The sequence below is a fragment of the Hyphomicrobium sp. CS1GBMeth3 genome (assembly GCF_900117455.1).
Taxonomy (GTDB): Bacteria; Pseudomonadota; Alphaproteobacteria; order Rhizobiales; family Hyphomicrobiaceae; genus Hyphomicrobium_C.
This window is the reverse complement of record NZ_FPHO01000002.1, coordinates 25,025-42,780: the sequence shown is the minus strand read 5'-3', so window position 1 is coordinate 42,780 and position 17,756 is coordinate 25,025. Positions and strand designations below refer to the sequence as shown.

The 17,756-nt window shown below is 62.3% G+C and carries 25 protein-coding genes; all 25 read left to right on the top strand.

Features of this window, described 5'->3' with window-relative positions; all coding sequences use genetic code 11:
- Positions 1-164 precede the first annotated feature (164 nt).
- Entirely contained in the window at positions 165-761 is a 597-nt protein-coding gene (locus tag CS1GBM3_RS00260) for a hypothetical protein (protein WP_139247701.1), read from the top strand.
- A 228-nt stretch (positions 762-989) separates the two neighbouring features.
- Positions 990-1,208 carry a ribosome modulation factor gene (locus CS1GBM3_RS00255; protein ID WP_139247700.1) on the top strand — a complete coding sequence of 73 codons (219 nt, stop codon included), beginning with the start codon at positions 990-992 and terminating at the stop codon, positions 1,206-1,208.
- Entirely contained in the window at positions 1,205-1,606 is a 402-nt protein-coding gene (locus CS1GBM3_RS00250; protein WP_072389789.1) for a hypothetical protein, read from the top strand. Before CS1GBM3_RS00255 ends, CS1GBM3_RS00250 begins: the two co-directional genes overlap by 4 nt.
- Entirely contained in the window at positions 1,603-1,833 is a 231-nt protein-coding gene (locus CS1GBM3_RS00245) for a hypothetical protein (protein WP_072389786.1), read from the top strand. Before CS1GBM3_RS00250 ends, CS1GBM3_RS00245 begins: the two co-directional genes overlap by 4 nt.
- Before the next feature lie 329 nt (positions 1,834-2,162).
- Positions 2,163-3,011, top strand: a complete 849-nt coding sequence (locus tag CS1GBM3_RS00240) for an ERF family protein (protein ID WP_072389783.1) — start codon at positions 2,163-2,165, stop codon at positions 3,009-3,011.
- Positions 3,008-4,057 carry a hypothetical protein gene (locus CS1GBM3_RS00235; protein ID WP_072389780.1) on the top strand — a complete coding sequence of 350 codons (1,050 nt, stop codon included), beginning with the start codon at positions 3,008-3,010 and terminating at the stop codon, positions 4,055-4,057. The genes CS1GBM3_RS00240 and CS1GBM3_RS00235 overlap by 4 nt, the downstream gene beginning before the upstream one ends.
- 14 nt (positions 4,058-4,071) lie before the next feature.
- Positions 4,072-4,707, top strand: coding sequence for a lambda exonuclease family protein (locus tag CS1GBM3_RS00230; protein WP_072389778.1), 636 nt, complete (start codon positions 4,072-4,074; stop codon positions 4,705-4,707).
- Between the two features lie 2 nt (positions 4,708-4,709).
- Complete coding sequence (locus CS1GBM3_RS00225; protein ID WP_072389774.1) at positions 4,710-5,189, top strand: single-stranded DNA-binding protein; 480 nt, start codon at positions 4,710-4,712, stop codon at positions 5,187-5,189.
- Between the two features lie 113 nt (positions 5,190-5,302).
- The gene (gene dnaN / locus CS1GBM3_RS00220; RefSeq protein ID WP_072389771.1) at positions 5,303-6,406 is read left to right on the top strand and encodes a DNA polymerase III subunit beta; all 1,104 of its coding nucleotides are present in this window, start codon (positions 5,303-5,305) and stop codon (positions 6,404-6,406) included.
- A gap of 9 nt (positions 6,407-6,415) precedes the next feature.
- On the top strand, positions 6,416-6,865 hold the full coding sequence (locus CS1GBM3_RS00215) for a kinetochore Spc7 family protein (RefSeq protein WP_072389769.1): 450 nt from the start codon (positions 6,416-6,418) through the stop codon (positions 6,863-6,865).
- Positions 6,865-8,265, top strand: coding sequence for a helicase-related protein (locus CS1GBM3_RS00210; protein ID WP_072389766.1), 1,401 nt, complete (start codon positions 6,865-6,867; stop codon positions 8,263-8,265). Before CS1GBM3_RS00215 ends, CS1GBM3_RS00210 begins: the two co-directional genes overlap by 1 nt.
- On the top strand, positions 8,250-9,149 hold the full coding sequence (locus CS1GBM3_RS00205) for a DNA-methyltransferase (RefSeq protein WP_244534508.1): 900 nt from the start codon (positions 8,250-8,252) through the stop codon (positions 9,147-9,149). The genes CS1GBM3_RS00210 and CS1GBM3_RS00205 overlap by 16 nt, the downstream gene beginning before the upstream one ends.
- Positions 9,146-9,436, top strand: coding sequence for a hypothetical protein (locus tag CS1GBM3_RS00200; protein ID WP_139247699.1), 291 nt, complete (start codon positions 9,146-9,148; stop codon positions 9,434-9,436). Before CS1GBM3_RS00205 ends, CS1GBM3_RS00200 begins: the two co-directional genes overlap by 4 nt.
- A complete protein-coding gene (locus CS1GBM3_RS00195) occupies positions 9,433-9,732 on the top strand; it encodes a hypothetical protein (protein WP_072389760.1) in 300 nt (99 codons plus the stop codon). Before CS1GBM3_RS00200 ends, CS1GBM3_RS00195 begins: the two co-directional genes overlap by 4 nt.
- Positions 9,729-9,977 carry a hypothetical protein gene (locus CS1GBM3_RS00190; RefSeq protein WP_072389757.1) on the top strand — a complete coding sequence of 83 codons (249 nt, stop codon included), beginning with the start codon at positions 9,729-9,731 and terminating at the stop codon, positions 9,975-9,977. Before CS1GBM3_RS00195 ends, CS1GBM3_RS00190 begins: the two co-directional genes overlap by 4 nt.
- Positions 9,970-10,518: a hypothetical protein gene (locus tag CS1GBM3_RS00185; protein ID WP_072389754.1), complete on the top strand. Its 549-nt coding sequence runs from the start codon at positions 9,970-9,972 to the stop codon at positions 10,516-10,518. Before CS1GBM3_RS00190 ends, CS1GBM3_RS00185 begins: the two co-directional genes overlap by 8 nt.
- A 175-nt stretch (positions 10,519-10,693) precedes the next feature.
- The gene (locus CS1GBM3_RS19375) at positions 10,694-11,215 is read left to right on the top strand and encodes a hypothetical protein (protein WP_139247698.1); all 522 of its coding nucleotides are present in this window, start codon (positions 10,694-10,696) and stop codon (positions 11,213-11,215) included.
- Entirely contained in the window at positions 11,212-11,577 is a 366-nt protein-coding gene (locus tag CS1GBM3_RS00180) for a hypothetical protein (RefSeq protein ID WP_072389751.1), read from the top strand. The genes CS1GBM3_RS19375 and CS1GBM3_RS00180 overlap by 4 nt, the downstream gene beginning before the upstream one ends.
- The gene (locus CS1GBM3_RS00175) at positions 11,568-13,307 is read left to right on the top strand and encodes an SNF2-related protein (RefSeq protein WP_072389748.1); all 1,740 of its coding nucleotides are present in this window, start codon (positions 11,568-11,570) and stop codon (positions 13,305-13,307) included. The genes CS1GBM3_RS00180 and CS1GBM3_RS00175 overlap by 10 nt, the downstream gene beginning before the upstream one ends.
- A complete protein-coding gene (locus CS1GBM3_RS00170) occupies positions 13,304-13,747 on the top strand; it encodes a DUF968 domain-containing protein (protein ID WP_072389746.1) in 444 nt (147 codons plus the stop codon). The genes CS1GBM3_RS00175 and CS1GBM3_RS00170 overlap by 4 nt, the downstream gene beginning before the upstream one ends.
- Positions 13,734-14,015: a hypothetical protein gene (locus CS1GBM3_RS00165; protein ID WP_072389743.1), complete on the top strand. Its 282-nt coding sequence runs from the start codon at positions 13,734-13,736 to the stop codon at positions 14,013-14,015. Before CS1GBM3_RS00170 ends, CS1GBM3_RS00165 begins: the two co-directional genes overlap by 14 nt.
- Before the next feature lie 237 nt (positions 14,016-14,252).
- Positions 14,253-15,197, top strand: a complete 945-nt coding sequence (locus tag CS1GBM3_RS00160) for a DUF6745 domain-containing protein (RefSeq protein WP_139247697.1) — start codon at positions 14,253-14,255, stop codon at positions 15,195-15,197.
- Entirely contained in the window at positions 15,194-15,565 is a 372-nt protein-coding gene (locus tag CS1GBM3_RS00155; protein ID WP_072389737.1) for a hypothetical protein, read from the top strand. The genes CS1GBM3_RS00160 and CS1GBM3_RS00155 overlap by 4 nt, the downstream gene beginning before the upstream one ends.
- 67 nt (positions 15,566-15,632) lie before the next feature.
- A complete protein-coding gene (locus CS1GBM3_RS00150) occupies positions 15,633-16,718 on the top strand; it encodes a hypothetical protein (protein ID WP_139247696.1) in 1,086 nt (361 codons plus the stop codon).
- Complete coding sequence (gene dcm / locus CS1GBM3_RS00145) at positions 16,711-17,469, top strand: DNA cytosine methyltransferase (RefSeq protein ID WP_072389731.1); 759 nt, start codon at positions 16,711-16,713, stop codon at positions 17,467-17,469. The genes CS1GBM3_RS00150 and dcm overlap by 8 nt, the downstream gene beginning before the upstream one ends.
- Positions 17,470-17,756 lie beyond the last annotated feature (287 nt).

Below are 17,756 nucleotides of genomic sequence, written 5' to 3'. Positions count from 1 at the left end.
CGCGGGGATGGCTGGTCATCGTTTGAACCATGCCCCGCATCATATGGATCATTTTTCCACTTGTCTAGGGCGAACGTTCCAGGCTATGGAAGGGGGAGAGGTTGCCTATGCTATTAGAATGGCATAAGCGCCTCGGGGCGTGGGTTCAGCACGACGGGCGGTCGGTGCCTGAACTCGCGCGTGCGGCGGGCGTCAATGAAGAGACGGTTTATAAATGGTTGCAGGGCAAGGTTAAGAACCCGCGCAACCCGGAGGACCTTGATCGGTTCTTACAGGTTATAAACAGGAAAAGGATCGAGCTCTTCTTCGATGCGTCGGCGGTAGGTGAACCCTCTATCCGCGAGGTTCCTTTGCTTTTGCTGAAGAACTTGAAGGGCCTAGAGCGCAGCCAAGATATTCGCGCCCGCTGGGACGGTGGGTCTGTGGCTCAAGTGCCGGTAACAGTTAGCTCCGACGCGGTCGCCATCCGCCTCGACAACGAGGACGGGATACTGGGTCGGCCGGAAGGTGACACAGAGTTTCACGTCGGCGACATCATCGTCGTGGAACCGCAAAAGCCGCCCGTTCCCGGAAGCTACGTTTTTGCGGTCGTCGAAAATATCAAGAGCGTGATCTTCGGCAGCTTCAAACCATCGAGATTGGGCGCGACAGACGATTTCTCCATTCGCGTGCCGAACCCTGATTTTCCTGACGTAGAAATTTCCGAGGCAAACCCCGGCTTTGTGCTGGGACGCGCAACTAAGCTCATCCGCGACCTGTAAGGCTCCGGCAGCTTCCTCCAATAGGGGAAGCCACGCGCGCGAAAATTATCTGGAACATTTTTCCAGTTTTCTCTTGACGCCAATTCTAACTGGAATATTCTTCCACTGCATCGGCGGCGGACACGCAGCCGGCAGACGAGGGGGAGCCGCCAGCATCGTGCGGGGTTCCAAGGCGGCTTCCCCGTAAGCATCCAATTTTGTGCGCGCGTCAGGCCCGATGAGGTCGCCGTGTCTAATTCAATGATCTATTCGCCTGACACCGATCAGGCTCGCTTTGAGGGCTACCAAGCCGCCCGTCGCGGTGAGTGCTACCGGTCCTGCCCTCACCCTTATCGCACGCCTCTGCGCACCGCCTGGCTCGAGGGCTACCGCTCTTGGCTCGACGGACGTCGCATGGTCAACCCATCCGCGCCACGCGCCGACTTCAAGACGGGGGTGGCGGCATGAGCAGCGTCGACTATCGCGACGGCCGCGATGCCGTCAGCGGCGAGATCATCCCGCTCTTCCCTCAGCACGACACGCCCGAGCATTTCACCGACGCAACGCCTCGTAACGACTTCGCGGCTCAGGCCACGCAAATCCTGACCGGTGAAGAGCGCGAGCGCCGGCTGCGGGACATCAAGCTCCGGGCCTCCATCGGCATGCTGCTGGACCTCATCACCGAGGCTCAGAACGGCAGCGGCCATGCCTGCAGCCGTGTCGTCCAGGCTGCTACGTCGGATCTCATCATCGCCATGCTCGGTGAAAGGCTCAAGGAAGCCTTGAGCCTGATCCCTGGCCACGCCGAGAACGCGCGCGTTCGCACGCGGATCGCAACAGCTCTCGACGCGGCGGGCATCCGATGAGCGACGCAGCCAAGCGAGCACAGCATGACGCCGCGTTCGGCGAGCCGCTTCGGCACGCCAAGGCGCGCGCAGATTGGTGGCTCGAAAAGCTGATGACCTACGGCGACCGGTCGAAAGGCAGCGGGCTTCTCATCGCCCTCGCATTCGACAAGGCCGCCGAAGAACACCAGTTCGCGGCGTCGAGGGAAGCGGCGTCGCGTCGGTATCACGGGCTCGACCCGGAGTGAGTATTTCGAGATCCACGCATGCGGGACACCGGAATTGACCGAGAGCGTGGAGCAGAGCGGCCCTAACGGGTGCAGCTCGTGTCTGATCCGGCAGATGGCCGGTGGCCTCGCCACCCGTGAAATCCAACGTGAGCCCGGAGAGCAGCCGGGCGCGGATTGACAGACCGGAGAGACGGTCACCGATTTCGCCCGCAAGGGCGTCCGAGAAGGTGGGCGGGGTTTGGTGGGATCTGCAGCGCCTTAGTCACGCGGAGAGAACACTCGGAACGTCGGCGAAACGGCGTGGCGGCTCGGAGAGACGAGCAACAATTTTGAGGGGATTTTTCTCAATGATCGAAGCCCAAACCGTCGAATTTGACCCGCCCTCTGAGGCCGTAACAGCGCCTGCGCAGGCCGATAGTTCCACCAACACCGCAGTCGCCACGCGTTCGGAAGCGGAACCACCGGCGACCAGCAATCAAACCGCGCAGATCTTCAGCATGATCGAGCGCCTCACGCTCGATACCAACGTTCCGATCGAGCGCGCCGAGCAAGCATTCGGCTTTTGGCAGAAGGTACAGGCCGAGCAGGCCAAGAAGGCCTTCACGGCCGCGATGATCGACTGTCAGGCTGAGATGGAGCCGATCCGGAGGGACGCGGAAAACAAGCAGACCAAAAGCAAATACGCGACCTATGCGGCCTTAGACCGGGCCATTCGCCCAATCTACACGAGGCACAGCTTCTGCGTCACGCACGACACCGTGCCGAGCCCATTGCCTGATCACGTTCGCGTCCTGTGCTTCATCACGCACCGAGACGGACACGAGCGGGTGCACACCGCCGACATGCCGTGCGACGGCAAGGGCGCGAAGGGCGGCGACGTCATGACGAAGACGCACGCCATGGGTTCTGCGATGAGCTACGGCAAGCGCTATACGCTCGGCAACGGCTTCAACATCGCCACCGAGGCGGACGACGACGGCAACGCCGCTAGCGGCAAAACCGACGCCGGCACGAACTTCATCTCACCGGCTCAGGTGGCCGAGCTCGAGAAGATCGCGAAGGACGTTAACGCCGACGTTGAACGCTTCTGCAAGTACGGCAAGGTCGAGAGCCTCGCGCACATCACCATCGCGAACTTCGAGCGCGCCAAGAAAACGCTTCTGATGAAGCAGAAGCCCGTCGGAGGTGCCAAATGAGCGCCACCGATACGATTGAACGCGAGGCCGCCGACGTCGCCCTCGTTCCTGTTCCCCAGGGTCGGGACGCTTACACCCTCTTCACCGCAACCGACACCACCGAGGCTGATCGCATCGTCGGCATGGTCCGCACGATCGTCGAAGCGTTCGCCGACGGCATGCCCGACATCTCGACGGCGGCTGGCCGCAAAGAGGTGAAGTCGTTCGCCTACAAGATCACGCGATCGAAGACGCTGCTCGACGGCGAAGGCAAGAAGATCGTCGACGAGCTGAAGGATCTTCCGAAGCGGGTGGACGCCAACCGCAGGCACATCCGCGACGCGCTTGACGCGATCAAGGACGCGTTGCTGAAGCCGGTCACCGAGTGGGAAGCGGCCGAGGAAGAGCGCGTCAATCGCATCAAGGACGCCCTCGCCGAGCTGCAAGGCACAATTGAGGACCCGCACTGGCCAACGAGAACGGCCGAGGCGATGCGCGACCGCCTCAGGGAGATCGAGGCGGATTTTGCGGACGTGAGCGAGGCCCGCTTTGGCGAATACGCCCCTGCCGCCGCCGAGCTGAAGTTCAACGCAGTGGCGTCGCTCGCGACGCGCATATCAACAGCCGAGAAGCGCGAAGCAGAAGCCGCCGAGCTGGAACGCCTGCGCGCCGAGGCCGCCGAGCGCGAGCGCAAAGACCGCGAGGCAAAGATCGCCGAGGAAGCTGCCGCGAAGGCCAAGGCTGATGCGCAGCGCGAAGCCAGCGAGCGCGAAGCGCGTCTCATCCGCGAGGCCGAAGAGGCCAAGCGCGCCAAGGAGGCGGCCGAGAAACATGCCGTCGAAGCCGCACGCCGCGCACGGGAGGACGCGGAGGCCGAGGCTGCGCGCCGGCAGGAAGCCGAAGCAGCCGAGCAGCGCCGCCGCGAGCAGGACCGCACGCGCCGCGCCACCGTTCATCGCGCCGCCCTCGAAGCCCTCACGGCCGCCTGCATCTCCGAAGAGATCGGCAAGCAAGTCATCACACTCATCGCGCAGGGCCAAGTCCCTGCGATCCGGATCACATACTGAGGGGGCACCGATCAATGATCGAGGGATTTAAACTAGAGGTCGTCGATTGCGAACAGGGGACGCCCGAGTGGCATGCCGCTCGGGCAGGAATACCGACCGCATCCGAGTTCGCCACTGTGCTCGCAAAGGGCCGCGGCGGCGCTGAGAGCAAGACGCGGAAGACTTACCTTCGCAAGCTCGCCGCAGAGCGGATCACGGGCCTCGTCGTTCAGACCTGGGACGGCAACGCGGACACGCGCCGCGGCCACGAACAGGAGCCGGAAGCCCGCAATCTCTACGACTTCCTGCGCGACGCCGCGCCGGTGCAGGTCGGGTTCCTGCGCCGCGGCCCTGTCGGGTGCAGCCCTGACAGCCTCGTCGGCGAAGAGGGGCTGCTCGAGATCAAAACCCGCGCGCCTCATCTGCAGGTCGAGATGCTCGAAGCCGGCGTGATGCCGCCGGAGCACAAGGCCCAGGTGCAGGGGCAGCTCTGGATCAGCGGCCGGAAGTGGGTCGACTTCATGAGCTACTGTCCTGGCCTTCCGCCGTTTATCTCCCGCATCGAACGCGACCCGATCTACATCGCCGAGCTGGCCAACGCGACGAAGCAATTCCTCGTCGAGCTTGATGAACTCACGGCGCGCATCCGCGCCATGCAGGAGGCCGCATAGTCATGGCCGGCAGCGTCAACAAGGCAATACTCGTGGGAAATCTCGGGCGTGACCCTGAGATCCGCCGCACACAGGACGGCCGCCCGATCGCCAACCTGCGTATCGCAACAACCGAGAGCTGGAAAGACCGCAACAGCGGCGAGCGACGCGAAAAGACCGAGTGGCACTCGGTCGTCATCTTCAACGAGAACCTCGCGCGCGTCGCCGAGCAATACCTGCGCAAGGGCGCCAAGGTCTACATCGAAGGCCAGTTGCAGACGCGCAAGTGGCAGGACCAACAGGGCAACGACCGCTACTCGACCGAGATCGTGCTGCAGGGCTTCAACGGCACGCTGACGATGCTCGACACGCGCAACAGCGACGATCGCGACAGCGGACGGGATAGCCGCCCAGCTTCGAACGGCGGCGGTTTCGGCGCAGGCGCCCCGCGCGGGCGCAGTACCGACCCCAATCAACCCTACGACGACGAGATCCCATTTTAGGAGGCGCCAATGCTCGACCTGATCGCAGGCGTCGCACTGATCGTGGCCTTTGCCACCGGTGGCGTCCTTGAAGTCCGCAACTATCGCAACCGTGACACCGATGGAGGCCGCTCGTGAAATTCAGTGTCACCGTTGGCGAATTTGCTCGAGCTATGAATCTCGTATCGAGTGTGATCGAGGTCCGCACCACCATACCTATACTTTCGCACGCCTTGATCAAGGCGACGCCTGACAGCCGAGTATCAATCACGGGCACGGACCTTGAGCGCGAATGCATTGCTGATGTTCCGGCTGAGGTGGACGAAATCGGCTCATGGGCGCTGCCTGCCGGGATCCTGAAGTCAGTCGTTAGCGCTCTCCCCAAGGCGTCAACCCTAACTGTCTCTGCCATAAAGGACGGACGCATCCAGCTTTCCTCTAGCCGCAGCCGCTTCGCAATGTCGATGCTGCCGGCAGAGGACTTTCCAGAGGCCAAGCCGCAAGAAGGTGAGCCGTTCAAAATCGATGCGAAGAAATTCGCTGCGATCCTAAGTTCGACCGTTGGCGCGGCCTCGACCGAGGAGACGCGATGGCACCTGTGCGGCGTCTATCTTCACATTCGGGATGGCGCGCTTGCCGCCGTGGCAACCGACTATCATCGGTTCGCTCTGCGCAGCATGGACCTACCGGCGGGCGCTGAGGCCATGCCCGGCGTCATCATCTCCACCAAGAGCGTGACAACGATCGTGTCGCTTCTTGACGCCGCGGATGGCGACGTATCGCTCTGGATCACAAAGAGCAGATTGTGGCTCGAAACGGCGCAGATCAAGTTTTCAACTGCCCTCATCAACGGGCAGTTCCCCAACTACCAAAACGCGATCCCGCAGTTTAATGGCGCGTCCGCCGTTTTTTCCGGCACCGAACTTTGCGCTGCCGTTGACCGCGCCGCCGCAACGCTGCCCGAAGCCAAGGTCGTGAGCGCAAGCATCTCTCCCAAAGAGGACGGCCTTCTGATTGAGGTCGGCCCGCGCGGCCACGAGACCGCGATCGAGCATATCGATGCCGAGTACCACGCCTCAGGCGAGGCCACTGCTAACGCTAAGTACATTTCCGCCATGACGAAGGTTTGGGGAAACGCCCCGATCGAAATTCACATTGGCGGACCCGGCGACGCGATTGTGTTCACGAGTAAAGCCCTACCCGAGCAGCTCTACATGATCATGCCGATGAGGCGTTAGGGGGAACCGATGAGCAAGAAAGTCAAGCCATTGCACGACCTCGCCGGCGACCCCGGCAATCCGCAGGACGTCAGCGACCTTCAGCAGATGCTCGCGCAGACGCAGGCGGAACTCGCAGCCGAGCGGAAGAGCAACAAACTGCTCAAGAAGACTGTCGAAACGCTGACTGAGCAGCGCGACAGCAGCCAATCGACCATCGCCGAGCTTCGCCAAAAGCTTGAAACCCTAGAGGACGAATACGAGCCGGACGAAGTGAACCAGCTCCGCGATCGCGTCAATGAACTTGAAGAGTCTGTCGCTCTACAGGGTGACGACATCCTCAACCTCATACAGATCCGGGAGAAGCTTTTCCGTGGCGATGCAGCCATCGCTCGCGAAGATCTCGACATCCTCCTGAACCGCGTGTCGCCATCGTGGCGCTGCGGAGGATGCAACGTCGGTCAGTTGGAGCTTTATTGATGACCGCCCTCGCCTCCTATCAGGAACTCTTGGCGCGCAAGCGCGTGGCCTTCGAGCCCCGCGGCCTCGCCTCGATCCCAACCCTCAACGCCGCGATGTTCCCGCATCAGGCGCAGACAACCGAGTTCCTCCTGCGGTCGGGGTGTGGCGCGGCCTTTCTCGATACCGGCTTGGGCAAATCCCTGGTCGCGCTTGAGTGGGGCCGCGTCATTGCCGAGTATGCCGGCAAGCCGGTGTTGATGCTGGCGCCGCTCGCGGTCGGGCCGCAACATCAGAGAGAGGCGGAGAAGTTCGGCATCGAGGCCGAATACCAACGCGAGCCCGGCCGCCGCGTTCCGATCGTCATCACCAATTACGAGCGCGTCGACAAGTTCGATCCCGACGCCTTTGCTGGCGTCGTCCTCGACGAAAGCTCGATCCTGAAAAGCTTTACGGGCGCCACCACGCGCAAGCTGATCGAGACGTTTAAACGCACGCCGTATCGGCTGGCGTGCACCGCGACGCCGGCGCCGAACGATCACATGGAGCTCGGCAACCATTCGCAATTCCTCGGCGCCATGGAGAGCCGGGAAATGCTCTCGCGGTGGTTCATCAACGATACCTCCGAGGCCTCGCAGGCCTGGCGCCTCAAGGGGCACGCCGTGGCGTCGTTTTGGGATTGGGTTGCCTCATGGGCGCGCTGCGTTTCCAGACCTTCGGACCTCGGCTACTCGGATGCCGGCTTCATCCTGCCGGATCTCGAGGAAACGGTGCATCGCGTCGGTGTCGATCTGACCGATGGAGCCGGCGAAGACCGCGACGGGCAATCGCTCATGTTCCGGTCCGTTGAGGCCAGCGCGACAAGCATTCACCGAGAGAAGAAACTCACCGTCGACGTCAGGGCAGACGCGATCGCCGAGGCCGTTGCCGCCGATGCCGGCGAGCCGTGGGTAATCTGGTGCGACACCGATGCAGAAGCCGAGGCACTGATCGAGCGCATCGGTGGCGCAGTCGAGGTTCGCGGCTCCATGAAGCCCGAGCAGAAGGAAGAGCGCCTCGTTGCCTTCGCCAATGGCGATATCCGCGTGCTTGTGAGCAAGCCGCGGATCTGCGGCTACGGCCTGAACTGGCAGCACTGCGCTCGGATGGCCTTCGTGGGCATGAGCTATTCCTACGAAGCCTATTACCAAGCGGTGCGCAGGTGCTGGCGCTTCGGCCAGACGCGACCCGTCGAAGTGCACATCGCGCTCGCCGATACGGAACGGCCGATATTTGATGCCGTGCGCCTCAAGGCGAAGGCTCACGAGATGATGAAGGCCGAAATGGTTTCGGCTATGCGCCGCGCGCACCAGTCGGCCGACGCCAAGGTTACCTATCAACCCCGCAAGCGCTTGGAGGCCCCCGCATGGCTGGCGGCATGACCATTCTCGACCAGCACACAGGCGACGGGTTCCTGGCGATCCACGGCGACTGCGTGCACGCACTCAGCGATCTTCCGGACGCGAGCGTCGGATTCTCGGTCTACTCGCCGCCCTTCGGAGATCTGTTCGTATACTCGGACAGCGCCGCCGACATGGGCAACGTCTCGGGTGATGCCCAATTCTTCGAGCAGTATTGCCACGTGATCCGCCACATGCTGCGCGTGCTGAAGCCGGGCCGCCTGACGGCCGTGCACTGCACCGATCTGCCTAGCCGCAAGGGTAAGGATGGCTTTATCGGCGTGAAGCCGTTCTCCGACGATATCGTGCGCGCGCACATCGAGGCAGGGTTCATCTTTCATTGCCGGGTGACAGTCTGGCGCGATCCCGTCGTCGAGATGCAGCGCACCAAGGCACTCGGCCTCCTCTACAAGCAAATCAAGAAGGATAGCTGCATGTCCCGCACGGGGCTGCCGGATTATCTGCTCGTGTTCCGTAAGCCGGGCGACAACCCGGAGCGCGTCGGGCACGACGAGCACGAGTTCCCCGTCGACCAGTGGCAGCAATGGGCGTCGCCGGTCTGGATGGATATCCGGCAAGGCAACGTGCTCAACGTCCGCATGGCGCGCGAGGGCGAGGACGAGCGCCATCTTTGCCCTCTCCAATTGGATCTGATCGAGCGTGCGATCCGCCTCTGGTCCAACCCCGGCGACGTCGTGCTCTCCCCGTTCATGGGCATCGGATCGGAGGGCGTCACGGCGCTCAAGACCGGCCGCAAGTATGTCGGCGTCGAGCTAAAGGAATCCTACTTCCGCCAAGCGGTGAAGTACCTCGTCGACGCCGAGGCGCAGGCAAGCGTCGGCACCCTCTTCGGAGCAATCGCATGACCGTAATGGACATCAGAAATGGGGCCGAGACGAATGATCTCGGCGTGAGCGAAACAGAAGAGCGGCTCGGTATCGTCGGCCTGCTCGCCATCACCTACAAGCGCATGACGCTCGTCATCGCTGAAGACGATGAAGGCTTGATGGCCACCGGATGGAATTGCCCATGGCCGGGTCAGGAGAACCGGCCGCACTACGGCTTGGCGATGGCCCGGCAAAAGGCGATCGATGGCCTTCTTCACGCCCGCGCGCGGCGCACCGAGTTTCTTGCGAAGGGCACACGCCAATGACACCCGCAGCCCACGCTCACGCCGCCATCGAGCGCAGCGAGCCCGAGAATCCGCGCAATTCGCTGCTTACCGCCTTCGACGTGCTGGTCGAGAGCCTGAAAGACAACGGGCTTGAAGCCCAGCTTCGCGCCCGCCTGGCGCGTCTTCTGCCACCCGAGGAAGTCGGCACGCTGCCCCTCACGATTGTGCTCACGGCGCTTCGGGATGGCGACAAATGCCGCTTGTCGGATGCTGCCAAGCAGCGCAACGCCGCCGCTCGCAAGGTGGTCATGGCCATGATGGGGGCGGCGCCATGAAATTCTGGAAGGTCGCCTACGTCGACGAAATACATGACCCCGACAGCTGGGCGACGTCCTACGCCCAGGACGCGCACGGTGCCGTCGTCGCGCATTTCAAATACCTCTGCGAGCGGGATCCCTTGCTTGAGGAAGCCGACCTTGCCGCGTGGCCCGAAGGAGGCGGCCCAGCGCGTTCGTTTCGTGTGCACGCCGCTCGCGTGCTGACGTTCTCAGCCGAAGAGATGGAGGGCGCCCATGCCTGAGATGTTGATGCGCCGCGTCGGTCGCGCCCTTCTCCCGGCGAACGCCGAGGCCGAGAGCCGGATGATGAAGCTGCCCGAGGGTCGGCCGCTCAAGAACAACGTGAAACTGCCTCGGTCGTCGCCGGCGCATCGCATGTTCTTCGCTGTGATCGCTGCGGCGGCCGTGCACTGGCCCCATGGCGCCGATCCCGAGCCGGATGGCGACGCCGAACTGTTGCGCGCCTGGTTGCTCGTGCGCGCCGGTCATTGCGACCGCATCGACTTCCCGTTCCCGGATGATGAGCGCTCACGGCAGATGGTCATAGCGTCGGTCAGCGATCTCGTGAACCGCCTGCGGGCCGCTGGGCAGTATCCGTTTATCAGAACGGGCGAAGTTAAGGGCTGCCCCGTGGTCCGCGTCTTCATCTCGAAATCGATGGACTACGACCACCTCGATGAAGCGGGGTTCATCCCGATCCGCCAGCACATCTACGACGACATTAAAGCAATCGTTGGCGCCGAGCCCGAGGATTTGGCACGCGAGACGGAGGCAGCAGCGTGAAACGCAGATACACAGTCGCCGCGCTGGCCGCTGAGCGAGAAGCTCTCCGAGAACGCCAACTGGCCTCACTTACGGCAACGGTTGCACGCCAGCAAGAACAGATCCTCGCGCTTCGGAAGCAACTCGCCGAATCCGTTCGCCGCAACCGGATCAACGCCGCTCGGGAGGCCGCAGAATGAACGAAGCACAAATAAACGAAGCACTCGCCGAGGCCATGGCAAAGGCCGGCGACAGCGATGCTTTGTTGGTGAGAAACGCTCTGGCTCTTTCGGATGAACTCAGATCTCTCGACGAAGCATACCGCGACAAGCGCTCAGCACTAATAGCCTCGCTGAATGACAGCGCTGTCGCGGCAGGAGAGATTGCTGACGGCCCCCTTCGAATAGCATTCGTCAGGTTTATGTACTGGCTTGGACCGAGAGCCGCGCCCGGCGCTCAAAAGCTAGCGTTCGCCCTGATGAAATGGAGCAATCCTCAAAGGATGATGACCGTAATAGGCCCGCTACACCGTCAGGTGGTGTGCTGCGATTGCGGAGAATCCCGATCGGTTGAGATCTGCACTCGAAGCGAGCGCATTCCTGAAGCGTGCGACAGCTGCGCAGACCTCAAGCGAAAACGCGCCCAAGCACTGTGGAATGCTGAGAGCAGTCTAATTCTCTCACATACACTCTCCGTCGAACCGGGGGCCGCAGAATGAACACCCTCTGCAAGCTCGACATTGACGCCGTGACGGCCGTTCTGGCCGGCAAGCGCTTCCCTCTTGAAGACGAGATCCGGACGCAGGCGGCGATCTCTACCGCCCTGCGCGCGAAGTTTGGCGCGCTCGTCGAGCGCGAGGCAATGGCGCCGGGCGGACGCATCGATTTCAAAGTCGCCGACATCGGAATAGAGGTCAAAATCAAGGGCTCGACGGGCGCGATCTTCCGGCAGTTCTGCCGCTACGCTCAGGCTTCGGACCTGGGCGGCCTCATCCTGATCACATCCAAGGCGATCGATCTACCATCCACCATCCTCGGCAAGCCGTGCCGCGTCCTGAATATGGGTGCGGCATGGCTCTAAAGCGCACCTACGGCCGGGCCTGGCACGAGAACGGCGGATGGTGGCTCGATGTGGAGCCGCACGTCGCCCTGAGGCTCAAGGAGCTGTTTCGCAGCGTCCCGCGCACGGCGCGCTCACCCTTCCGCATTGAAGGCGACGCGCAGACGGACGCCGATCTCGCTTGGTTTATGGAGCGCTACCCGCTCGACATCTCCCTAGCCGATCTGCACCACCTCCACGCGCGCAAAACCCTCTTTGAGCAGGGGCAGGCAGAGCTTACCAGCATTCTTTCGGGCGAGTGGTCCCCCTCGGGCAATGCCGGGTTCCGAGACGGCGAAAGCCCCTATCCCTATCAGGCGCAAGCCGCCGAACTGTGCCGACGCAAAGGCCGACTGCTGCTGATGGACGACCTCGGCCTCGGTAAGACGGTATCCGCCCTCGCAACGATCTCCGACCGCGAATATCTGCCCGCGCTGATTATCGCCAACACGCACCTTGTGCGCCAGTGGGCCGCCAAGGTCTACGAGTTCACGACGCTGACGACGCATGAGATCAAGTCGACGAGGCCCTACGAACTCCCGAAGGCGGACGTCTACCTCTGCACATACACGAAGCTCGCCGGCTGGATCGACTTCGCCGAGCAGGCGCCCTTCAAGAGCATCGTCTTCGACGAGGTGCAGGAGCTGCGTCACGGGGAAAACACAGCCAAAGGCCGGGCCGCCCTCGCCTTCCGGCAACGGGCCCTGGTCGCTCTCGGGCTCAGCGCAACCCCCATCTATAATTACGGCTCCGAGATCTTCGAGATCGTCAATGTCCTCGAGCCTGGCGCGCTCGGATCCTTCGACGACTTCAAGCGCGAATGGTGCTCGATGGGTCCGGGCAACCATTGGATTGTCGACGAGCCTCAGGCCCTCGGTACCTATCTTCGCGAGCGCCACATTTCGCTTCGGCGCACCGACGACGACATCGGCAACCAGCGCCCGCCGCTCAACGTCATCACGCACACCGTGCCGTTTGACGATACGGTGATGCAGGCCGACGACGCACTGATCCGCACGCTGGCGCGCCGCGTGCTCAATGCCGAGACCTTCCACGAGAAGGGCAAGGCAGCGCGCGAGTTCGATATGATGCTGCGCAAGATCACGGGCGTCGCCAAGGCCCCCCATGTGGCCGCGTTCGTCCGCATCCTGCTCGACGCCGGCCAGCCGGTGCTGCTTTGCGGCTGGCACCGCGAAGTCTACGAGATCTGGCTGCGCGACCTTTCCCGCTATCGCCCGGTGATGTTCACGGGCAGCGAGACGGCAGCACAAAAGGAGAAGGCCAAGCAGGCCTTCTGTTCGGGCGAGACGAACCTCTTCATCATGTCGCTGCGCTCGGGCGCAGGCCTTGATGGCCTGCAGCAACGTTGCCGCACGATCGTCTTCGGCGAGCTCGACTGGTCGCCTCAGGTGCATGCGCAGTGCTGCGGGCGCCTCCGCAGGCCGGGACAGACGGAGCAGGTCGACGCGATCTATCTCCACGCCGACGATGGCTCGGATCCGACAGTGATCTCAGTGCTCGGGCTCAAGGCGAGCCAATCTCAGGGCATCGTCGACCCGCTCTCGGCGCCGTCCGATCAGCACTCTGACGCAACCCGTATTCAGCGCCTTGCAGAGCTCTACCTTGCCGGCCGCTCGATCGAGGCCGCGCCTGTCGCTGCGGAGCCCAAGGAAGCCCCGCAACCGATGTTCAGCTTCGAGGATGCGTTATGAGCCAACAGATCTATCGGGAACGCGTGCTCGGAAACTTCAAGGCTCCGGTAGCAGCTCGCGGAAAGCGCAAGCCGACAGCCTACCAGCGTCGAGACGGCAACTCCGAGCGTCACCTCGAGGTGCTGCGGCAGCTTCCCTGTGTTGTCACCGGCCAGAGACCTGCCGGTCAGGTTCACCATTTGAAATCCGGCCCCGCGCGGGCTGAACGCGGTGCCGGCATGCGCGCAACCGACAAGTGGGGCCTCCCCCTTAGCGAAGAGGCCCACATCCGCGGCGTCGAGAAGCTCGGATCGCGCCGCGAGCTCGAATGGTTCCGCACAAACGGCATTGCAGATCCGCACGGACTTGCCGCTGCCCTCTACGCAGCCAGTCCGAACCTTGAGCAGATGGAGCGGATCATCATCGCACATCGAAACGGAGCGCCGCATGGCCTGGGGTGAGATCGATGTCGAGCTTGATGCAAACCGCGAGCGGGCCGCGATCATCGTACCTGCAAGCCTCTATGACGCCATCCTGCGCGTCGCCGCGCCCGATGGGACGATCAGCGCAAAGCAATTCGTGTCCGCGTTCAACCGATGGAGCCGAAACGTTGAGAGCGACGATCAAGAGGCCGATGCGACGCGCGTTAGCCGAGCTGATCCTGCTTCTCGTGGCGGCCTACTCACCAAGCTTGAAGGGGGCGAAGACGATGAAGAAGATTTTGGGTGATGGCGGGCCGGCATTCCCGCACACGATGCCAGAATGCTTCGGCGGGGAGGTATCCGTCTCCGTAGTGGGGGGCATGACGCTTCGAGACTACTTCGCTGCGCACGCGCTCGCAGGATACATCGCATCAACATCGCATCCTGAGGCGACCGGTCCATCACATCTGGACGAAAGAGAGGTTGCGGCTGCTTGCTACCTATTTGCCAACGCGATGCTCGAAGCGCGCCGCGGAGGTCAGTCATGACCAAATCTACCGGAGAGGGGACTATGAAAATAACCAGCATCACGGCCGAGCAGGCAGAAAAGTGCGGAGCGTGGGCCAAGCAGTGGATTGAAATTGGTCTATCTACTGCCCCCGCTGATTTCGACCGCGCGACAGATGCCGCTCTCAAAGCCTATGCGCTGTGCAATTTGGAGCGGCCAACGATCATCCTGCGCATGTCGTCCCCGTATGGAGCGACGGTTGGCGGTGCTCTCGCGTGGGCATTGCTTCGCGAAGCAGGGTCGCAGGTCAGGTCGCAGGTCGGGTCGCTGGTCGGGTCGCAGGTCAGGTCGGGCCTATCCAATTATCGTGGGGGTGCGTTCTGGGCTGGTTGGGGCGCATATATTTCATTCATGCGGGACGTGCTCGGGTGGCGAGGCGACACGCTCGACAAATTCGAAATCGACGAAGCGTTGATCAAATCATGCGGGTGGGTCTGGTGGCACGAAGACGTGCTGGCAATTTCGGACAGGCCCAGTGAGATCAATCGTGACGAGCAAGGTCGGCTCCACAACCAGCATGGGCCATCCATCGCTTATCGAGACGGCTGGGCGCTCTACCATTGGCACGGCGTCGCAATCCCCGCTGAGTGGATCACAGATCCTAGCACGCTGACGGCAGCAGTCGCTCTCTCACAGAGCAACGTCGAACTGCGACGCGCGGCCTGCGAAATGCTGGGCTGGGCGACGATCCTGCGCGACCTCAACGCGCGCGCCATTGACGCTGACAGTGATCCGTTGATCGGAACGCTCGTCGAGGTTGATTTGCCCGATGTTAAGGCCCGGTTCCTGCGCGTTACCTGCGGCACCGGTCGTGAGTTTGCAATCTGCGTACCGCCATCAACCAGGACGGCACTCGCCGCCCAGGCGTGGATGGTTGGACTTAACACGAAATCCTTCAAAGCACCGGAGATACGCACATGATGACTTTCGTAAAGTACGCCGCTCAGGGTGAGATCATGATCCGCCGCGTCGGCGACGTCCCCTCGGACGCAGCACTGCCCGAAGGCTACACGGCTCTCGCGCCCGAGCAAGGCCTACTCATTGTTGGCCATTCTGAGACGGGCCATCACCACGTCATTGACGCATCCCACGGGAGCGTCGCGGTTATGGATCGGCCTCCCGAAGGCATGCGCATTCTGCGCGCCATCATCACTGACCAGACGCCGCTCACGCACCTGCGCGATACCGACACGCATCAGCCTTTGATGCTGGAGCCGGGCGAGTACGAACTTCGGATCGCGCGCGAATACGACCCTTACGAGAAGCTCGCGCGCCAAGTTGCCGATTGAGGGGACTATGCACACAGAAGCAGCAGATAACGGAGGCGTGGTGGCGCCCGAGATCCACGACGCGGCAATGAACACAGATCGCCACCTGTGGCCTGATGTTTCAGAGCACGCCGATGCAGACAGCATCCACGTTACGAAAGATGGCGGGATCGGAATTAACGTAGGCGGACATGTAATCGTGATGCCGTTGCGGATGTGGTTTTCTGCCGCTCTCGCCTGCCAAACGCATGACGTAGCCGATGAGATCGACCGCCTCCGCTCCTTACAGGCGGTGCCGGAGGACATGCTTGTTGCCGCGTATCGTCGTGGTTGCGAGTGGTGCATCGAAAACGGCGTCATCAACAAGGATGATCCGACATTCGAATACGTCGCCAAGGCAGGGCGCGACTATGCGGATAAGGCGCTCTCCGCCTCTCCCGCCCCACCCGTTGCTTCGGGATGGCAGTGCAGCGAATGCGGATGCCGTAGCTACGCCATCGTCGATGAGCGGCAACCTAACGGAGTGTTCGCTCCGGGGCACGATAAGCGTTGCGTCGAATGCAAGCTGGTGCATCCCGCCCCACCCGGAGCGGCAGCACCGCAGACGCAACATTCAGCCGAGCAAGTGTGTCACGACGAGCAGTTGTCGGTATGGGCAGAGGAACTGCTTTGCGAACTCGAATGCTGGATCGCGGCCCCGGAGACATGCGATGACGGGGTTCAATGTGCGCAGGCGGTAAAGGCTGAAATCAAGCGGATTGTTACCACCGCATTTGAGCTGGCAGCACCGCAGACGACTGTAAGCAGTGGGGAGCCGCCAACGGGCGCCATCGAGAATGGTCGTGTGCTTCTGCAACGCGTGGTCGCGCACTACGATTTCGAATGTGAAGCGGGCAAGCTAGTGAACTGTTGGGAGTTTGACGAAGCCGTTCGCTGTTTCGAGGCAATGGCAGAGTGGATCTCGTCCCGAGACGCCCTCACCTCCACCTCATCCGCAGAGCGGGATCAAATCCACTTCTTGCAAGCAGTGATCCGAAACGCCCTGCAATGGCACGAGGACCATCGCGGAGAGCTGCAACAGGTAGGCCCCGGCACAATACCTCAGTGGGTGACGGATGGCTGGGCTGTGTTCGCCGCCCTGCGCAGCTTAAAGGCAGGAGGCGGGAATGGGTGAGCGGATCAAAGTTCTCGACCTCTTCAGCGGCATAGGCGGAATGAGCCTGGGCCTCAAGCGCACGGGCGGCTTCAGAACTGTTTCGTTCTGCGAAATCGATCCCTTCTGCCAACGCGTATTGGCCACGCACTGGCCTGAGGTTCCGATCAGCCATGACATCACGACGCGCGAGTTCGTCGAAGGAGAAGCCGACTTCATCACCGCAGGATTCCCATGTCAGGACGCGAGCAGCGCTGGCAATCGTTCGGAGCGCGCCGGAATTGCCGGCGCCCGTACGGGATTGTTCCGGGAGGTGGTGCGTGCCATTCGCGTGGTACGACCGATCGGAGTTCTGCTGGAAAACGTGGCAGCTCTGCTTAACCGGGGGATGGGCACCGTACTCGGATCCTTGGCCGAGAGCGGGTATGATGCGGAATGGGATTGCATACCAGCGGCTGCCGTTGGTGCCCCTTGCTTGCGTGACCGGCTTGTCATTGTTGCCGAGCCCGACAGCGAAGGACGGAAGCGGATCACGCAACGCAACGTCTTCGCGCAAGCCGGGATCTCGCCACCACGGCGGCACCACGTTGACGGATTGGATCTGGCAGAGAACGGGACGTGGTCTGCCCTCCCCGAACCTATCCGAGTGGATTATGGGATTCCCGGAGTTCTGGACCGACTTAGGGCCTGCGGTAACGCGTTCCATCCGACGATCCCGGAAATGATCGGGCGCGCCTCTCTAGGCTCTCAAGGAGGGTCCGGGAATGGGTGACCGGCTTCGAGTTCTCGACCTCTTCAGCGGTATTGGGGGATTTAGCCTTGGACTTGAAAGAGCCGGTTGCGAAACCGTCGCCTTCTGCGAGATCGACGAGCGCTGCCGATCCGTCCTCCGCAAACACTGGCCAGACGTTCCAATCCACGGAGACGTTCGTGCTCTGCGGGGGCTTCCCTTGTCAGGACTTGTCGGTGGCGGGGAAGCGATCAGGGCTGAGCGGCGCGCGGAGCGGCCTGCTCTACGACCTACTTGGATTGTTATCGAGAACACAGGCCATACGTGGC